The organism is Spirulina subsalsa PCC 9445, assembly GCF_000314005.1.
GTDB classification, from domain to species: domain Bacteria; phylum Cyanobacteriota; class Cyanobacteriia; order Cyanobacteriales; family Spirulinaceae; genus Spirulina_A; species Spirulina_A subsalsa.
In genome coordinates this window covers 4,915,847-4,931,162 of sequence record NZ_JH980292.1, presented here as the reverse complement: position 1 = coordinate 4,931,162, position 15,316 = coordinate 4,915,847, and the positions used below count along the sequence as shown (strand labels likewise).

15 protein-coding genes are annotated in these 15,316 nt (G+C 47.7%); 9 read left to right on the top strand and 6 right to left on the bottom strand.

The genetic code is table 11. The features are described from left to right. The first annotated feature begins 158 nt into the window (after nucleotides 1-158). Entirely contained in the window at nucleotides 159-1,613 is a 1,455-nt protein-coding gene (locus SPI9445_RS0122450) for a glycoside hydrolase family 13 protein (protein ID WP_017307043.1), read from the top strand. A gap of 14 nt (nucleotides 1,614-1,627) precedes the next feature. Then, nucleotides 1,628-2,473, top strand: a complete 846-nt coding sequence (gene rsmI, locus SPI9445_RS0122445; protein WP_017307042.1) for a 16S rRNA (cytidine(1402)-2'-O)-methyltransferase — start codon at nucleotides 1,628-1,630, stop codon at nucleotides 2,471-2,473. A 200-nt stretch (nucleotides 2,474-2,673) separates the two neighbouring features. Here rsmI and SPI9445_RS32255 read toward each other — a convergent pair whose 3' ends face one another. Next, the gene (locus SPI9445_RS32255) at nucleotides 2,674-2,790 is read right to left on the bottom strand and encodes a delta-aminolevulinic acid dehydratase (RefSeq protein ID WP_100227109.1); all 117 of its coding nucleotides are present in this window, start codon (nucleotides 2,788-2,790) and stop codon (nucleotides 2,674-2,676) included. 126 nt (nucleotides 2,791-2,916) lie between these two features. On the opposite strand from SPI9445_RS32255, the gene SPI9445_RS0122440 reads away from it, so the two are divergent. Next, on the top strand, nucleotides 2,917-3,135 hold the full coding sequence (locus SPI9445_RS0122440) for a hypothetical protein (RefSeq protein WP_017307041.1): 219 nt from the start codon (nucleotides 2,917-2,919) through the stop codon (nucleotides 3,133-3,135). Nucleotides 3,136-3,302: 167 nt separating this feature from the next. Here the strand turns inward: SPI9445_RS0122440 and SPI9445_RS0122435 are convergent, their stop codons facing one another. Both SPI9445_RS0122435 and SPI9445_RS0122430 read right to left on the bottom strand, forming a co-directional pair. Beyond that, the gene (locus SPI9445_RS0122435; RefSeq protein ID WP_017307040.1) at nucleotides 3,303-4,550 is read right to left on the bottom strand and encodes a PrsW family glutamic-type intramembrane protease; all 1,248 of its coding nucleotides are present in this window, start codon (nucleotides 4,548-4,550) and stop codon (nucleotides 3,303-3,305) included. 120 nt (nucleotides 4,551-4,670) lie between these two features. Next, nucleotides 4,671-5,723: a hypothetical protein gene (locus tag SPI9445_RS0122430; protein ID WP_017307039.1), complete on the bottom strand. Its 1,053-nt coding sequence runs from the start codon at nucleotides 5,721-5,723 to the stop codon at nucleotides 4,671-4,673. A gap of 184 nt (nucleotides 5,724-5,907) precedes the next feature. On the opposite strand from SPI9445_RS0122430, the gene gltX reads away from it, so the two are divergent. The 4 genes from gltX (at nucleotide 5,908) to SPI9445_RS31505 (ending at nucleotide 9,017) form a co-directional block, all read left to right on the top strand. After that, the gene (gene gltX / locus SPI9445_RS0122425) at nucleotides 5,908-7,356 is read left to right on the top strand and encodes a glutamate--tRNA ligase (RefSeq protein ID WP_017307038.1); all 1,449 of its coding nucleotides are present in this window, start codon (nucleotides 5,908-5,910) and stop codon (nucleotides 7,354-7,356) included. Between the two features lie 481 nt (nucleotides 7,357-7,837). After that, entirely contained in the window at nucleotides 7,838-8,431 is a 594-nt protein-coding gene (locus SPI9445_RS0122420) for a slr1658 family protein (protein ID WP_017307037.1), read from the top strand. A 31-nt stretch (nucleotides 8,432-8,462) separates the two neighbouring features. Continuing rightward, a complete protein-coding gene (locus tag SPI9445_RS0122415) occupies nucleotides 8,463-8,822 on the top strand; it encodes a slr1659 superfamily regulator (protein WP_017307036.1) in 360 nt (119 codons plus the stop codon). A gap of 3 nt (nucleotides 8,823-8,825) precedes the next feature. After that, nucleotides 8,826-9,017, top strand: a complete 192-nt coding sequence (locus tag SPI9445_RS31505) for a hypothetical protein (protein ID WP_017307035.1) — start codon at nucleotides 8,826-8,828, stop codon at nucleotides 9,015-9,017. 17 nt (nucleotides 9,018-9,034) lie between these two features. Here the strand turns inward: SPI9445_RS31505 and SPI9445_RS0122405 are convergent, their stop codons facing one another. The 3 genes from SPI9445_RS0122405 to rnz form a co-directional block, all read right to left on the bottom strand. Further along, nucleotides 9,035-9,997, bottom strand: a complete 963-nt coding sequence (locus SPI9445_RS0122405; protein WP_017307034.1) for an aldo/keto reductase — start codon at nucleotides 9,995-9,997, stop codon at nucleotides 9,035-9,037. 73 nt (nucleotides 9,998-10,070) lie between these two features. Then, the gene (locus tag SPI9445_RS0122400; RefSeq protein WP_017307033.1) at nucleotides 10,071-10,856 is read right to left on the bottom strand and encodes a polyprenol monophosphomannose synthase; all 786 of its coding nucleotides are present in this window, start codon (nucleotides 10,854-10,856) and stop codon (nucleotides 10,071-10,073) included. A 120-nt stretch (nucleotides 10,857-10,976) separates the two neighbouring features. Further along, nucleotides 10,977-11,963, bottom strand: a complete 987-nt coding sequence (gene rnz / locus SPI9445_RS26645; RefSeq protein ID WP_052646688.1) for a ribonuclease Z — start codon at nucleotides 11,961-11,963, stop codon at nucleotides 10,977-10,979. A 519-nt stretch (nucleotides 11,964-12,482) separates the two neighbouring features. Here rnz and SPI9445_RS0122390 point away from each other — a divergent pair. Beyond that, nucleotides 12,483-13,028 (top strand): hypothetical protein, encoded by a 546-nt coding sequence (locus SPI9445_RS0122390; protein WP_017307031.1) that lies wholly within the window; start codon nucleotides 12,483-12,485, stop codon nucleotides 13,026-13,028. A gap of 174 nt (nucleotides 13,029-13,202) precedes the next feature. Further along, entirely contained in the window at nucleotides 13,203-15,224 is a 2,022-nt protein-coding gene (locus tag SPI9445_RS0122385; protein ID WP_017307030.1) for a hybrid sensor histidine kinase/response regulator, read from the top strand. Nucleotides 15,225-15,316: the final 92 nt, after the last annotated feature.

The following is a 15,316-nucleotide window of genomic DNA, read 5'->3' as shown; positions in this document are numbered from 1 at the left end:
CATTGTGCAGAAGGGGTCAAGGCTGATTGCTCGTTGTTTTGTTATTGTACTCTGTTCTCTGCACTTTTTGACTGCCCAAACACAACTACGACCGGATGGGGGGTTTGATTTAAGCGGGGAGTGTGTCACTCTAGGGAGGGAGGTACTGAGGACGATTCATGACTATTATGACCCCCGATTGGGTGAAAGATGCGGTTTTTTATCAGATTTTCCCAGATCGTTTTGCTAAGGGACAATCCTACTCTCCCCTCAGTTTCAATGTCCCCTATGAACCTTGGGAGGCTGCCCCGACGCTACAAGGCTATAAGGGCGGTAATTTGTGGGGTGTGATCGAACAATTAGACTATCTACAAGATTTAGGCATTAATGCCATTTACTTTACCCCGATTTTTCAATCCGCTTCTAATCATCGCTATCACACCCATGACTACTATCAAGTGGATCCGATTTTGGGGGGGAATCTTGCCCTAGAAAAACTGCTCGACGCGGCACACCAGCGCGGGATGAAGGTTGTATTAGATGGGGTGTTTAATCATGCGAGTCGGGGGTTTTTCTTTTTTAATGACATCCTTGAAAATGGCCCCCATTCCCCTTGGTTGGACTGGTTTAAGGTGGAAAGTTGGCCTCTCTCGGCCTATGATGGCAGTTACCCGGCGAATTATGCGGGATGGGTGGGGAATCGGGCGTTACCGGAGTTTAATCACGATAACCCCGATGTGCGGGAATATATTATGCAGGTTGGGGAATATTGGCTGAAACAGGGGATTGATGGCTGGCGCTTGGATGTGCCGTTTGAGATTGAAACGTCGGGGTTTTGGCAGGAATTCCGCCAACGGGTGAAGGGGGTTAATCCCGAGGCCTATATTGTGGGGGAAGTGTGGGGCGATTCCCGGCAGTGGCTGGATGGGAGCCAATTTGATGGGGTGATGAATTATTTGTTCACCGGGCCGACGATTGCTTTTTGTGCAGGCGATCGCGTCCTCTATGATTTAGTCAAGGGTCCCGACTATTACCCCTATCCCCCCCTTGATGCCCAAGGATATGGGGAAAAAATCCAAAGCTTGCTAAATCTCTATCCTTGGGAGATTCAACTCACCCAGTTAAATCTCTTAAGTAGTCATGACACCGCCCGTTTACTTAGTGTGGCGGGTGAGGATAAGGAGAGTTTAAAATTAGCGACGTTTTTGTTGTTAACGTTTCCCGGTGCGCCCAGTATTTACTATGGGGATGAGGTGGGATTAGCGGGGAAATTGGATCCGGATTCGCGGCGAGGGTTTCCGGCACCTCAACAGTGGGATCGGGATTTATTAGACTATCACAAACAGTTAATTGCCCTGCGTCATCGTTATCCGGCTCTCCGTCGGGGGGATTATCAGGTGATTTGGGCGGAGGGGTTATGTTATGGGTTTGCCCGGTGTTTGGGCGATTCTAAGCTGCTGGTGTTGGTGAATGCAGGCACTGAGAGCGCCCGGGCTAAGTTCCAGAGTGCGGGGGGTTTTGGTCAGATTGTTTGGGGGTATCCGGAGTTAAAGCAGGAGGAAGTGGGGCCAGATACCCGCTTTGAGGTGACGCTGGGCGCTCGTCAGGGTTGTGTGTTGGTGCAACAAGTTTAGGGGAGGATGGGGGTATGGGTGCGGGGAAATTGTATGTGGTGGGAACGCCGATTGGGAATTTGGAGGATATGACTTGGCGGGCGGTGCGGGTGTTGCAGGAGGTGGAGGCGATCGCATCGGAAGACACCCGCCACACGGGAAAGCTACTCCAGCACTTCCAAATCACCACCCCTCAAATTAGTTATTACGAACACAACAAAAGCCAGCGTTTGGGGGAACTGTTGCAACGTTTACAACAGGGGGCGGATCTTGCTTTGGTGACAGATGCGGGGATGCCGGGAATTTCCGATCCCGGTTATGAGTTGGTGAAAGGTTGTATTGATGGGGGAATTGAGGTGATTCCTATTCCGGGGGTGACGGCGGGAATTACGGCGTTAGTTTGTTCAGGTTTACCGACGGAACGCTTTGTGTTTGAGGGGTTTTTACCAACGAAGGGCAAGGAACGGCGCGATCGCCTCCTACAATTGCCCTCAGAAACACGCACCCTGATTTTCTACGAGGCCCCCCACCGTCTCCAGCAAACCTTACAGGATCTGGCCGAGGTTTTGGGTGTAGATCGCCCGGTGGTGTTAGCGCGGGAATTGACCAAACGTTACGAGGAATTTTGGCGCGGGACTTTGGGAGATGCGATCGCTCACTACACCCACCAAAGCCCTAAAGGAGAATTTACCCTCATCCTAGGGGGAGCAAGGGAAAGCACGAGGTTAGAATTATCTGAAGGGGAGTTAAAACAGGCCTTAGAAGCACTCCTCGCCCAAGGTTTAACTCGCTCTCAAGCCAGTCGGCAACTTGCCCAAGACACAGGCCGCCCCCGCCGCGCTATTTATCAGTTAGCGTTAGAAATATGTAGCAACGTTTGAGAATATTCAAAGAGCAAGATATGGACGCAATGAGACTCGAAAACCCGGCTTCTCAATGGGAAGAGGGGGGTGTTGGGTTGCGCTGCGCTCCACCCAACCTACAAATAACCTGCTTTTTTCTCTCCCCCTCCCCCTAAAGGGCGGGGATAAATTTGCGTCGAGTTTGGGGATAATGCCCCAATCAGAGGGGAATCAACAGACTAATCCATGCGGGAGGCAAACCAGAAAGCCCAAATCACCGTCAGAGCAAACAAGAGGGTACAGAACAGGTCTATCCAAGTGTGCCAACTGTGAGAGTCAATAAGTGTTAGGGTCATGAGTTTTATTTTTTGTATTAAATTTTACAGTTTATTAAGCAATCGGTAACTTTCACTACCATTTTTAAAAAAATATGCCAGATTAAAAAAAGATAAAACTTTGATAAATTCTTAAGGCAGACCCCTATGAGTACCCAAGAAGAAGCTCGGAAATTAATGGTTCGCGAACGCAAGCACCAAAACCATGTACAGGAAGCCATGTTAGAACGGGCTACGGAAGAGTCGGCCAATGATGGGTTAACCGAAGAACAAGCGCGAGTCCACATGGCACAGGAACGCCAACAGGAAGAACTTCGCCATGAAGCCATGTTAGAACGGTCTGCCGAAGAAATTGGCGCTCACTAGGGGATAGGGAACAGGGAACGGGGAACAGGGAACAGGGGGAGAGGGGGAGCAGGGGAGTTGATAATTATTAACTATTCCCGACACCCGACTCCCGATTCCCGACTCCGGTCACTGAGCGAAGTCGAAGTGCCGACACCCGATTCCCGAACCTTCTCAGCAAACCCCAACTAATCCTCCGATAGGCGCGTAGCAAAATTATACTGACGAGTGGGGGAGAGTTGCCGAGCCTTCAGGATAGCCGCCGCCAAGAAAGCATAGGAAAGCGTTCCCACCACCGCTAAAAAGAAAGGACTAAAAAATCCTGCCGTGTTCCAGAGAGTGTGGAGAATCGAGGCCGTCAGGTAGCCCGTGAGCAGAATAGAGGCGCATTTGCTGGGCTTAAGGACACTTAAACCAATGGAATAGCCAAAATAACCACTATAGGCCACATGACCCGCAATTAGGCCTAAAATCCGGGGAATGAGGAGTTGTAAACTGAGGAGTTGTCCGGCTGCTTCTCCCCCTTGGAGGGTGGTACTCTGCATTAAGTCGGGGATATATTGACCCAAGGTTTCAATCAGGGTGAAACCAATGGCCGAGGATGTCCCTAACAGGATACCGTCGAGGGGTTCAATGACACCAACCCGATGATTCCAAGGGGCTTTAAGGCATTTACCCAGCCAAAGTGCCAAAAAGATCGGAACGGCTTTGAGTAATTCTTCCATCAGACCAGCCCCGAAAAACATTCGCACGAATAAATCTAAGGGGGGGATACTGCTGGGATCTTGGGGGATGCTGCCGGGGAGGAGGACGCGGAAAACAAACGAGAAGAGTTTAAGGGCTGGACTGATAATGAGGAGAATGGTGATGAGGGAAGAGGAGAGGAGAACCCAACCGGGTTTAGGTTTGCCACAGAGTTGATAAATGTAGTAAAAGGCAATCCCAGCGAGGTAGGTGGAGAGGAGAAGATTAAAGGCAATGGGATAACCAATGGTTAGGAACATCAACACCACACAGCTAATCGTGATGATGGCCGGGAGGAGATAGGCCTTGTGGGGGAGGTCTTTGGCCGTGGAGAAAATGGGGAAGAGTTGGGACAGGGTGAGAATCTCTGGGGGGGGTGGGGGAGGGAGTTCAAAGACGAATTCAATGAGGTCTTTGGCCAAGGAAATGCGATCGCCCGGTTGCAAAATAGCGGCCGATTTGAGGCGTTTTCCGTTCAGATAAGTCCCATTGGCACTCCCGAGGTCATGAACTTCCCAATGCTTGCCCACATAACGCAAGGCAAAGTGACGACGAGACACGCCAATATACAAATCTGAGTCTAAAATAATCTGACAGGTGGGGTCACGACCTAAAACAACCTCTTGAGCAGGAGTCAGAGGATAGGCCGTAAAAGGACTATGACCCGAAACTTGGCGCAAAATGGCTTGCACTATGGTTAACCTTTGACTCGAAACGGAATAAACAAGAGACAAACTGACGTAATTCTAACAGAAATTTCTCAAGAAGTCCCCTAGATTTGAGTGAGATTCAACCTGAAAATTCAGCCCATCTCATTCCTCTAAATCGATTCTAGGGGGTTTTCGTCCAACATTGCGCACATTAATAAACTTGTTTAAAACATCAAACCAAAAGGGCGCACCCATTGCTAAAGCTAATGCTGTCACCACCCAGCCTAACATCATTCTGAACCAAGCCCAAACTTGTCGGGAAAACTTACCGAATGATCCCGATGATTGCTCTTGGGTCCTAGTATTATTATCCGGTACATTATTATCCCATACAGTCTGCTTCTGTTCCTTAACCTGAACATTAGGAGGAGGAAAAGAAGACCAACCAATGGGAAGACTTAACATCTCGTCTAAGGAAAGCTGCTCAAAACAACTTACATCCCGACAATTTTGTTCTTCAATAAGCCGGGTCGTTAAAGCGTTAACAGCTATGCGTAATTCTTGGTCACTACTGAGACGATGGATCATATAGAATGTGTCAGCATTAAAGATGACGGAAACCCCAAGTCCTAAGATAAAAGCCCATAACTTAGCTTGACGTTTATAGCTTCCAGAAGCTCGTTCCATAGATTGATCAAACCACTTAGATATTTCTTGATGCAGATGTCTAACCTTTAATTCTGTCGTGGTCAGTCTCGATTCCGCTTGTCTAGCTAAGGCGGCAATATTATTAATCAGATAACGTTTGCGGGGAGAAGTTTCAGCTTGTTTATGTTGTTCTAATTTATCAACAAAAGATTGAATATTATCGGAATAGTCAAAGTCAATATTATATTCTCGCTTCAAAACCTCTAACAAAGCCGTAGAAAATACATCAGACGGAATATAAGAAGGAGAGGGCAGGATTTGCTGTAATTTGTTTTTAATCCGTCCTTGGCTCAAAGAGCGAATTAAAGGATGATGATATAATTTACCCATCATCTCCCCTTCTGCTCCCCTTCCTTCTAGCAGGTTAATAATGCCATCTCTTAAGTTCTTTGCCCGGGCTTTTAATAAACCGGCTAGAAACTCTTCTAACGCCGAGACAAATAAACTCAGGGTTAAATAAATAAAAACTAAACCAATCGCAACATTTAATAAGGTGGGTAAGTTCATAGGAATACTCTGTGCGTTGTACAGGCTTTTGCCTCTGTTAGTATACCGACTTCTCCCGTTTGCCGTAGGAATTTTGATCCATAGCGGGCTGGGGGGTGAAGACCCCTAGGAAGGAACTCTAACGGTCAACTGTTTTCAGAGTGGGCTATAATTAAGGGTTCTGCACGATTTGAGGATTTTGATTGTGACCGTTAGAGTGCGCATTGCTCCGAGTCCAACGGGCAATTTTCATATTGGAACAGCCCGTACAGCCGTTTTTAACTGGTTATTTGCCCGTCGTCAGGGTGGACAGTTTATTGTCCGGATTGAAGATACGGATACGGAACGCTCAAAGGCGGAATTTACGGAAAATATTCTAGAGGGCTTGAAATGGTTAGGTTTGAATTGGGATGAGGGGCCTTTTTATCAGTCCCAACGCATTGAACGCTATCGGGAGGCGGTACAAACTTTATTAGATCGGGGGTTAGCCTACCGTTGTTATTGTACGCCCGAGGAGTTGGAAACGATGCGGGAGGCGCAAAAAGCCCGGCAAGAGGCACCGCGCTATGATAACCGCCATCGGAACTTAAAGGCGGAACAAGAGGCGGCTTTTGTGGCCGAGGGACGTAAACCTGTGATCCGCTTTAAAATTGAGGATGAGCGGGAGATTATTTGGTCGGATCAGATTCGGGGCCAAGTGGTTTGGAAGGGGCGCGATTTGGGGGGCGATATGGTGATTGCTCGCACTCCCGAGGGGGATGAGGTGTTTGGTCAACCGCTCTATAATTTGGCGGTGGTGGTGGATGATATCGATATGCAGATTTCCCATGTGATTCGGGGGGAGGATCATATCGCGAATACAGCCAAGCAGATTCTACTCTATGAGGCATTAGGGGGGACGGTGCCGGTGTTTGCTCATACGCCTTTGATTTTGAATCAGGAGGGGCGCAAATTGTCTAAACGGGATGGGGTGACTTCGATTTCCGATTTTCAAGGGATGGGGTTTTTACCGGACGCGATCGCCAACTATATGACACTCCTAGGCTGGACTCCCCCAGAAGGTAGCCCAGAAATTTTCTCCCTCAGCGAGGCCGCCCAACAGTTTGAGCTAGATCGAGTGAGCAAGGCTGGGGCTAAATTTGACTGGCAAAAACTGGACTGGATTAATAGTCAGTATCTGCACAATATGCCCCCCGATCAGTTGGTAGATTTACTGATTCCCCAATGGCAAGGGGCAGGTTATGCCTTTGATCCAGTGGCGGATCGGGATTGGTTGGTGGAATTAGCGGCCTTAGTTGCCCACAGTTTAACCCGTTTAACCGATGCTGTAGCCGAAGCGTGCTTACTCTTTGGTGACTCCATCACCCTCAACGAGGCCGCCCAAGAACAGTTAAAACTCGACGGGGCGAGGGAGATTCTCCAAGCGGTTTTAAGTGGGTTGGAGGGGGCGGAAAACTTGACCCCGGAGGCGGCAAAATCCCTGATTAATCAGGTGACAAAGGCGCAAAAGGTCAAAAAAGGTCTGGTGATGAAGTCCCTGCGGGCTGGGCTAACGGGTGAAGTCCAAGGCCCGGATTTAATTCAAGCTTGGGTGTTATTACACCAAAAAGGTTGGGATAAAAGCCGTTTAACCCAAGCCCTCAAATCCCTATAATTCCCGAGTCTTGTATCACATTTTGGGTCATAGCACAACTGGGTTTTTGGTCAAATTTTCTAGCAATTATGGGAAATTTTCACAAAATCTTCACAATGATAGGCTAGAGTGAAGAGAAGATTACAAGAAAAACTGACTCTAGACAAGCACCAAAGAGAACCACTTTGAAGGGAATTCCTAAAGGCATGATCTGACTCACCCCGGAATTTCCTGTTACTCCCTCCTAAGCGATGAGGGATGTAATCAAAGGCGTTCTCTGCTTTTTTTTGTTTTGCTGATACCTAGGATCTGATTAAGCTCTCCCCATCTGCGAGGTGGGGGAATAGGTCGCTATTTCTGTTCAACGTTGTATTATTTCCTTTGACGGGTTGAATTGGGAATCCCACACTGTAATCTCTGATTCAGTGTAGGAGGATGTCAGTAGGCAATATTAGAGTCTGCTTTCGTTATTGTTTTTGTGATTAAGTGATAGTATAAGAATATGTTGAAAATTTTGGGTCACTTTCTTAATACATTCCCTCCAGATCATGATTCTTTAGAGTTGAACTTTAAACCCAGTTCTAAAACAATTCAAGAACGTTGGCGAAATAATCGCCTCTCTGCTTATTTTGTCGCCAACTATTTTTCTACTTTTTTAGGATCAGAAAACCATGATAAGTCCCATCAACGACGACTAAAAGAGGGAAAAGCCGCTGTGAGTTACATCGCCAATGAACTACTAGAAAATGCGGTCAAATTTCATGATGAGCCGGATAATCTGAACTATACAATTCGTTTTGGTATTCATTTTATTGAGAAGGAATCGATTACCGCCGTCATTTTTGCAACTAATGTGATTCAACGGGATAAGGTTGAACCTTTTCAAGACTGGATTCAACAGTTACTTTCTGCCGATACAGAAGAACTTTATATTCAGAAAATTGAAGAAAGCTTGGAAAAGGAAGATCAATCTGGTGTGGGATTGCTGACGATTATTAATGATTATAAAGCAAGATTAGGCTGGTACTTCCAAGATATTCCCGAGCAGCCTAATCTTTGTTCTGTAACCACAATGGCACAAGTTACCATAGAATAGTTTTGGCGGCGCTTTGAGAGGAGGAATAGAGATGAATTCGGAAGTGTTTGGGGATGATTACCGTGTTTTGTATGATGAAAAAACAAGCACAATTGCATTTTATGGAGAACTGAGTTTGAGTGGTTCAAAAGATTATGAGCCGATTAAACAGTTATTAGAAGATGTGGTCAGCCAAGATTTAGAACAAGTGATTTTAGACTTGAAAGAATTGTATTTTCTCAACAGTTCCGGGATTAGTATGTTGTCTAAATTTGTGATTGGAATGAGAAAGTCAGATACCCAATTAATTGTGATCGGATCTGATGATATCCCTTGGCAAAAAAAATCCCTTTCCAATTTACAGAAGTTTTTACCCAGTTTACAGTTAGTGATGGAAGAATCTGGGGAATAGGGAATGGGGAGTCGGGAGTCGGGAGTCGGGAGTCGGGAATCGGGAGTCGGGAGTCGGGAGTCGGGAGTCGGGAGTCGGGAGTCGGGAGATTGCCTCTCCCCTGCTCCCCTGCTCCCCTGCTCCCCTGCTCCCCCTGCTCCCCTGCTCTCCTGTTCCCTATTCCCCGTTCCCTTAACTTCTAACTTGGGGTCTTAACTTGTCAAGGTTGGGTATTAAGCAAAAGTCCAGAGGACTCGCTCTTGTCGGAAGGGGGCGGCGACGGTTTCGCCGATGTCGCTAATCAGGGCTAAATCGGCCTCGGAAAGTTCAATCGCTGCGGCCTGGGCATTATCTACAGCTTGGCTAGCATAACGCGCTCCGGCGATCGCACAAGTTTGAGGTTGAGCCATTAACCAAGCCAGCGCCAACTGTGCCAGACTACAATCATACCGAGCCGCAATGGGTCTTAATTGGTCTAAAGCATCCTGCACTCGCCCATAGTGTTCCGGTGCAAAGAGTTTGTTCTGGTAACGATGATCTCCCTCGACAAATTGATGATCTCGTCCGAATTTCCCGGTTAAAAAGCCTTGCGCTAAGGAAGAATAAGCCAGAATCGTGATCTGATTATCCACACAATAGGGCATTTGTTCCCCTTCAATTTGTCGCCAAAAGAGGGAATAGGGGGGCTGTAAACTCTCAATGCGGCCGTATTGTGCGGCTTCTTCGAGTTGGGGGAGGGAGAAATTAGAGACTCCAATAGCGCGGATTTTGCCCTGTTCTTTTAGGGTGTTGAGGGCGTTCATGGTTTCTTCAAGGGGAACAAGGGGGGTGTTCCAGGTTCCGGCGGGCCAGTGGATTTGGTACAAATCGATATAGTCGGTTTGTAGATTAGTGAGAGAGCGTTCACAGGCAGCAATGACCTGATCATAGGCCAGATGGGTGGAGAAGACTTTAGAGGCGTAGACAGCGCGATCGCGCACATCCCCCAGCGCTTGGGCTACCATGCGCTCAGAATGCCCCTCCCCATAGACCTCTGCGGTGTCAATAGTGGTCATTCCGGCTTCAAAGGCCGCTCGAATGGCTTTGATCGTCTCTTCGTCTTCAATGCCCGCCCACATCCGTTTCCCAGCCTGCCAGGTTCCCATCAGAATGGGGGTAATTTGAATATCTGAAGTTCCAAGTTGGCGCGTTTTCATGTGTCAATGCTCAATGATCCGTTTTTAACCAATGTAGCGGGAATTCCCCATCGGGCCAGTGAAGTGGAGTAATTCACCTGACCTGAGTTAGCTGTAAAAGGTGTTGTAAGTAAATCCAGAAATGCTGGACTCTAACTTTGCTTAATCCCGCGTAGCGTTTGCGAAAAATATAGCCCACTTCACAGATACTCCGGGGGGAAGTGCGACTGAGAATTTCTAAGAGGATTTTATAGCCAACAGGTTGAAAGGCAATGTTTAACAGGGTATGACGACGGACGAGAAAGTACCCACTGAGGGGATCGGTAACGGACTGCTTGAGTTGGGGCAAGACGGAGAAACTGAGCCACTTTGCCCCCCGAGAAAGGACACGTCGAGTCAGGCTCCAATCTTGAACGCCTCCGGTGGGGAGGTGACGACTGGCGATCGCTAAATCATGATGATGTTCCATCACCTTCAGCAAAGCCAGCAAGGTTTCTGGGGGGTGTTGTAGATCCCCATCAATCACCCCTAAAACCTCTCCTCGGGCGACTTGCCAACCGCGCAATACCGCCGAGGCCAGTCCTCGTTCCTCCAAACGACGTAAGACGCGCAATTGAGGATAACAGGCCGTCAATTCTAAGGCGATCGCCCAAGTTTTATCTGGACTGTCATCATCCACCACAATCAGTTCATAGTTCTCGGGAAGCACCCGATCGAGAACTCGCACTAATTTTGAAATTAAAGGGCGAACATTCGGGCGTTCGTTGTAAGTGGGAATCACTAGGGAGAGAAAGAGATCCCCCCTCGGAGAGTTGGGAATAACCCATGCTCCAGTCGGGACTGGTTCTAATACACCCGTGCCTAGAATACATTTGATCATAGAGTATGGCGACGATTGGCTAAAGTTGCGGAATCCTACAAGGAGGTTTGGGAATTACCGTCCGTTCACGGCGGCGAGAATGTCAGCCCTTATGTTATATCCTTAAGGCCCCACAACGCCTCAAGCTCCATCTGTTCCGAGGTGAGGCAACGCGTCGCTTGGTTTGTTCAATCCCCCACGATGGCGGGGTAATGCGTAACAAAAAAAGTCATGGGCTAACCTAGTGTTGGGGAAAATCGCCCGGGCTTCTGCCAATAAATCCTTTAATGTCAACTCATTGGCTGGGTTGTACCGGGGGCTAAAGTGGGTCATGATTAATTCTTGGACTCCGGCTAATAGCGCCACCTGTGCGGCCATTGTTGAGGTGGAGTGTAAACGTTCAAAGGCAAATTGAGCGTCTTGGTGAGCAAAGGTGGCCTCGTGAATGAGAACATCAGCCCCTCGGGCTAATTCTACGGAGCCGTCACAAAATACAGTATCTGTACAGTAAACGACACTGCGCCCCTTTTCCGGTTCACTGCATAAGGTTTGACCGTTAATGATACGCCCATTGTCTAAGGTGATGGTTTTGCCCTGTTTGAGTTCCCCATAAATAGGGCCGGGGGGGATGCCAAGGGCTTGGGCTTGTTCGACATCAAAGCGCCCGGGTTTATCTTTTTCTGTAACTCGGTAGCCGTGGGCGGTGACGCGATGTTCTAATTTTTGGGCTTTAACGGTAAATTCTGCATCTTCATAGACTAGCCCAGTTTCTACCCGATGAATTTTCACCCGTCGGGCAATATCGAGATGAGAACAACGGGCGGAGGTTTTGATGTAATCGGCTAGGGCAGATGGGCCATAAATATCTAGGGTGTGTCCGGTGCCAGCGAGCCCAATACTGGCAATTAGACCCATCAGACCATAAATATGGTCGCCGTGCATATGGGTAATGAAAATACGGCGGATTTGGGAGGTTTTCAGGTCGCTGCGAAGAAATTGATGTTGGGTGCCTTCGCCACAGTCAAAGAGCCACACTTCCGCCCGTTGGGGTAAGCGGAGGGCAATACTGGACACATTGCGCGATCGCGTGGGAACGCCGGAACTGGTACCTAAAAACGTAATTTCCACAAGTGAATGTTTAGGATTGAAACAAATACTATCTACCACCTTATCCTACTTAAGGCTTGCTGAATAACTCTACTCCGGGTGGAAAACTTCGATTTTTTTTTCTGTACGAAAAAATATCCTCCCCTGTTGAAGTAATCAATACCCTCTATTATCCCCCTCTGAACCCTCAGAACTTTAACGGATATTTAATGTAATTTATAATACATCTTATTCGCCAAAAGTTCGTAGAATTTGCCAACGGCACAGAGGGGCTGATTTGATTAAAATAAAGATAGAGAAAAAAGTCTAGACAAAAAGGGTCAAACGTCTGCATTAATCCCTAAAGGTGATTGTTATGACATCCTGAAACTCAAGAAGCTTGCCATAGGATTGGGATATAAGATAGGCTCAAAGAAGGGGCAATAAATTTCGCTTCTTCTGACTTAGACTTTTCACCCTTGTAGATAGTTCCGTTTTTAGCTATCGTTCCTCCATCTTGTTTCCAAAATATAACTTCCTTTATTGCTTCCCCAGGTCGATATGTCTAAGCAAGCTCTAACACGGAATCCGCTTTTTCCCCCCACTCAGGTTTTAGGTCAATTAAAGAGTGGACAGTTGTTTTATGTCCAAGCGACTCCCGGTAATGCCCTGATTATTTGTCATACCCACTATGCGGAAATAGTCGGGCCGGGGGCAATGGTGGGGGGAATTGTGGATCTCGATTGTTCTCGCTTGGTTCCTTTGGGAAAAGTGGCGCTGACTTATTTAGAATCCTTTGAGCAAAAAAAAGACGCTTTTCTCCATCGTCAACAATGGCTGAGTGCGACACAAAAAGTGGTTAAACAAGGAGTACCTTTAAAGCGAGCCAGTTTGATTTTAGCGATGATGGAGCGTTATTTTGGGGCGACCATTACCGATGGTTTAGAGGATGAATTGCTAGCCAGTTTAGTGGGGGTTTTGCCCAGTACAATGGAGCTTGCACGTCAATATCGACGGAGTAAACAACAGGAGAATTCTGAGGCCAATATGGGGGAAGATCCGGGGAAAAGCATGGCACTAGAATCAACTCCTCCCCTTTCTTCGTGATCAAGAAGGGGGAGGGCGTGACTGAAATAGAGCGTTTTTCAGTCTTGCTCTGTTCCCAGATCCGGTATTCCCTGTTCCCTCAAAGGAGAGACTCTGTACCTCGCCAATATGGGAATTGTTGTCAACTGCCCCACCCACAAGGGGATGGGGTTTTCCCGGCAGTCTTGATAAACCATGATTGATGAACCCCTGACTATTTTGGTGGTGGAAGATGACGAAATAGACCGTATGGCTGTCCGACGGGCTTTAAACAAGGCTGAGGTAGATTTTGTCATGGTAGAGACGGAAACTTGTCAGGGGGCATTAGAACAATTAACTCGGACAAGATTTGATTGTGTGTTTTTGGATTATCGTCTACCGGATGGGAACGGACTGGATTTAATTCGGACCATTCGCGATCGCCAAATTAAAATCCCCCTGATTGCACTGACGGGGCAAGGGGATGAACAAATTGCCGTAGAGTTGATGAAAGCCGGGGCTTCCGATTATCTCTCCAAAAATAAAGTTTCCCCGGACACCTTATGCCGTAGTTTATTAAGTGCAGTACGAGTTTATTCTGCTGAACAAGAAGCCCAAGAAGCCAATCAAAGACTCTTAGAAAGTGAGGAACGCTATCGTTTAGTGGTGGAAGGGTCCCATGATGGGATTTGGGATTGGGATTTACAGCGTCAGACGATCTACGGCAATGACCGTTTATTGGCTATTGTGGGCTTTTCTCCCGAGGCGGTGGTGATTACGCCCAAATTGATTTTAAAACTCCTCCATCCTGATGATCGACCCCATCTCCTGCATTTAGTGCAGGAACATCTCAAGGGAAGGGCGGAATTTGCTTTAGAGTTTCGTATTCGTCACCAAAGCGGGGAATATCATTACTGTACCGTGCGGGGAAAAGCCCAACGCGATCGCACCGGAACCCCTTTCCGTTTATCCGGGGTGGTGAGTGATATCACAGAACGCAAACGCACCGAAGAGCGATCGCGCTTTTTAGCCTCCGCCACTACCCTCCTGTCCGCCACCCTCGACTATCAAACCACCCTGAAAAACCTCGCCCATCTGATTGTTCCTCACCTCGCCGATTGGTGTACGATTAACCTCGCTGAACCCAATAAATCGCCCCATCTCATCGCCGTTGCTCATGTTCACCCAGAACAAGAAACCCTCGTCTGGCAACTACAAGGGGACAATCGCACCCCCCAAACCACCCAAGTCTTTCAAACCGGGCAATCTGTCGCCTGTTTTGAAGTCTCCCCCCCTCTGCTCAGTAAATTGTCTGTCAGTCCCCAACAACAAGACCTCTTAACTCAGTTAAAATTCTCCTCCTATATCTGCGTTCCCCTGCGTACCCGAGAACGGATTTTAGGCTCCATTCTCTGTGTCTGGGGCGAGTCCAGTCGTCACTACAACCAAGAAGAATTAGAGTTCATCGAAGATTTAGCTTACCGTGCCGCCCTAGCCATAGAAAACGCCCGTTTATATAAAGAAGCGCAAGAGGCCGCCCGCATGAAAGCGCAATTTTTAGCCATGATGTCCCATGAATTACGCACTCCCATGAATGCCATTATTGGCTTTTCTCAAGTTTTGTTACGCCAACGCTCCGGCACCCTGACCCGGCGACAAATCCAGATGATTGAAAGTATTCATAACAACGGGAAAAACTTACTCACCTTAATTAACGACATTCTGGATTTATCAAAAATTGAAGCCCATCACCTGATCTTAAAACCCGAAATCCTCAACTTAGAGCAATTAGCCGCCACAACATTGGATAGTTTGCGCCCCTTAGCCGATGAAAAACAATTGCCTCTGTGCCTAGAATCCCAACTCAAAGACGGCAAAATTTTAAATGATCGCGATCGCCTGCGTCAAATCCTGATTAACCTCCTCTCCAACGCCCTCAAATTCACAGAAACCGGACAAATCACCATCACCCTCCAAGAAATCCCCCCCCACCATATCCAGATTTTGGTACAAGATTCCGGCATCGGCATCGCCCCAGACCAACAGGCCTACATCTTTGATGAATTCCGGCAAGTAGACCAAACCACCACCCGCAAATATTCCGGCACAGGTTTAGGATTAACCATTACCAAATCCCTCGTTGACTTAATGGGCGGAACCATCACCGTAGAGAGTCAACTCGGACAAGGTTCAGTGTTTTGTGTCACCCTCCCCCGTCATTTAGCAAGCCCTAGTTAAGCCAAAAAATGAGGAAACATAAGGCAAAATACCGATGTTTTAACTATTGGTAAAAAACTACACTGAAAGAAAAGCAGTTTCAGGGTAGAAGG

Excerpts from the sequence above, each read along its gene's own strand:
- SPI9445_RS0122405 (WP_017307034.1), bottom strand. The coding sequence starts at position 9,997 with ATGAAAACGCGCCAACTTGGAACTTCAGATATTCAAATTACCCCCATT.
- SPI9445_RS0122390 (WP_017307031.1), top strand. The coding sequence starts at position 12,483 with ATGTCTAAGCAAGCTCTAACACGGAATCCGCTTTTTCCCCCCACTCAG.
- SPI9445_RS31505 (WP_017307035.1), top strand. The coding sequence starts at position 8,826 with ATGGGGAGTCGGGAGTCGGGAGTCGGGAGTCGGGAATCGGGAGTCGGG.
- SPI9445_RS0122430 (WP_017307039.1), bottom strand. The coding sequence starts at position 5,723 with ATGAACTTACCCACCTTATTAAATGTTGCGATTGGTTTAGTTTTTATT.
- SPI9445_RS0122420 (WP_017307037.1), top strand. The coding sequence starts at position 7,838 with ATGTTGAAAATTTTGGGTCACTTTCTTAATACATTCCCTCCAGATCAT.
- SPI9445_RS0122450 (WP_017307043.1), top strand. The coding sequence starts at position 159 with ATGACTATTATGACCCCCGATTGGGTGAAAGATGCGGTTTTTTATCAG.
- SPI9445_RS32255 (WP_100227109.1), bottom strand. The coding sequence starts at position 2,790 with ATGACCCTAACACTTATTGACTCTCACAGTTGGCACACTTGGATAGAC.
- rsmI (WP_017307042.1), top strand. The coding sequence starts at position 1,628 with ATGGGTGCGGGGAAATTGTATGTGGTGGGAACGCCGATTGGGAATTTG.
- SPI9445_RS0122440 (WP_017307041.1), top strand. The coding sequence starts at position 2,917 with ATGAGTACCCAAGAAGAAGCTCGGAAATTAATGGTTCGCGAACGCAAG.
- SPI9445_RS0122385 (WP_017307030.1), top strand. The coding sequence starts at position 13,203 with ATGATTGATGAACCCCTGACTATTTTGGTGGTGGAAGATGACGAAATA.
- SPI9445_RS0122415 (WP_017307036.1), top strand. The coding sequence starts at position 8,463 with ATGAATTCGGAAGTGTTTGGGGATGATTACCGTGTTTTGTATGATGAA.
- SPI9445_RS0122400 (WP_017307033.1), bottom strand. The coding sequence starts at position 10,856 with ATGATCAAATGTATTCTAGGCACGGGTGTATTAGAACCAGTCCCGACT.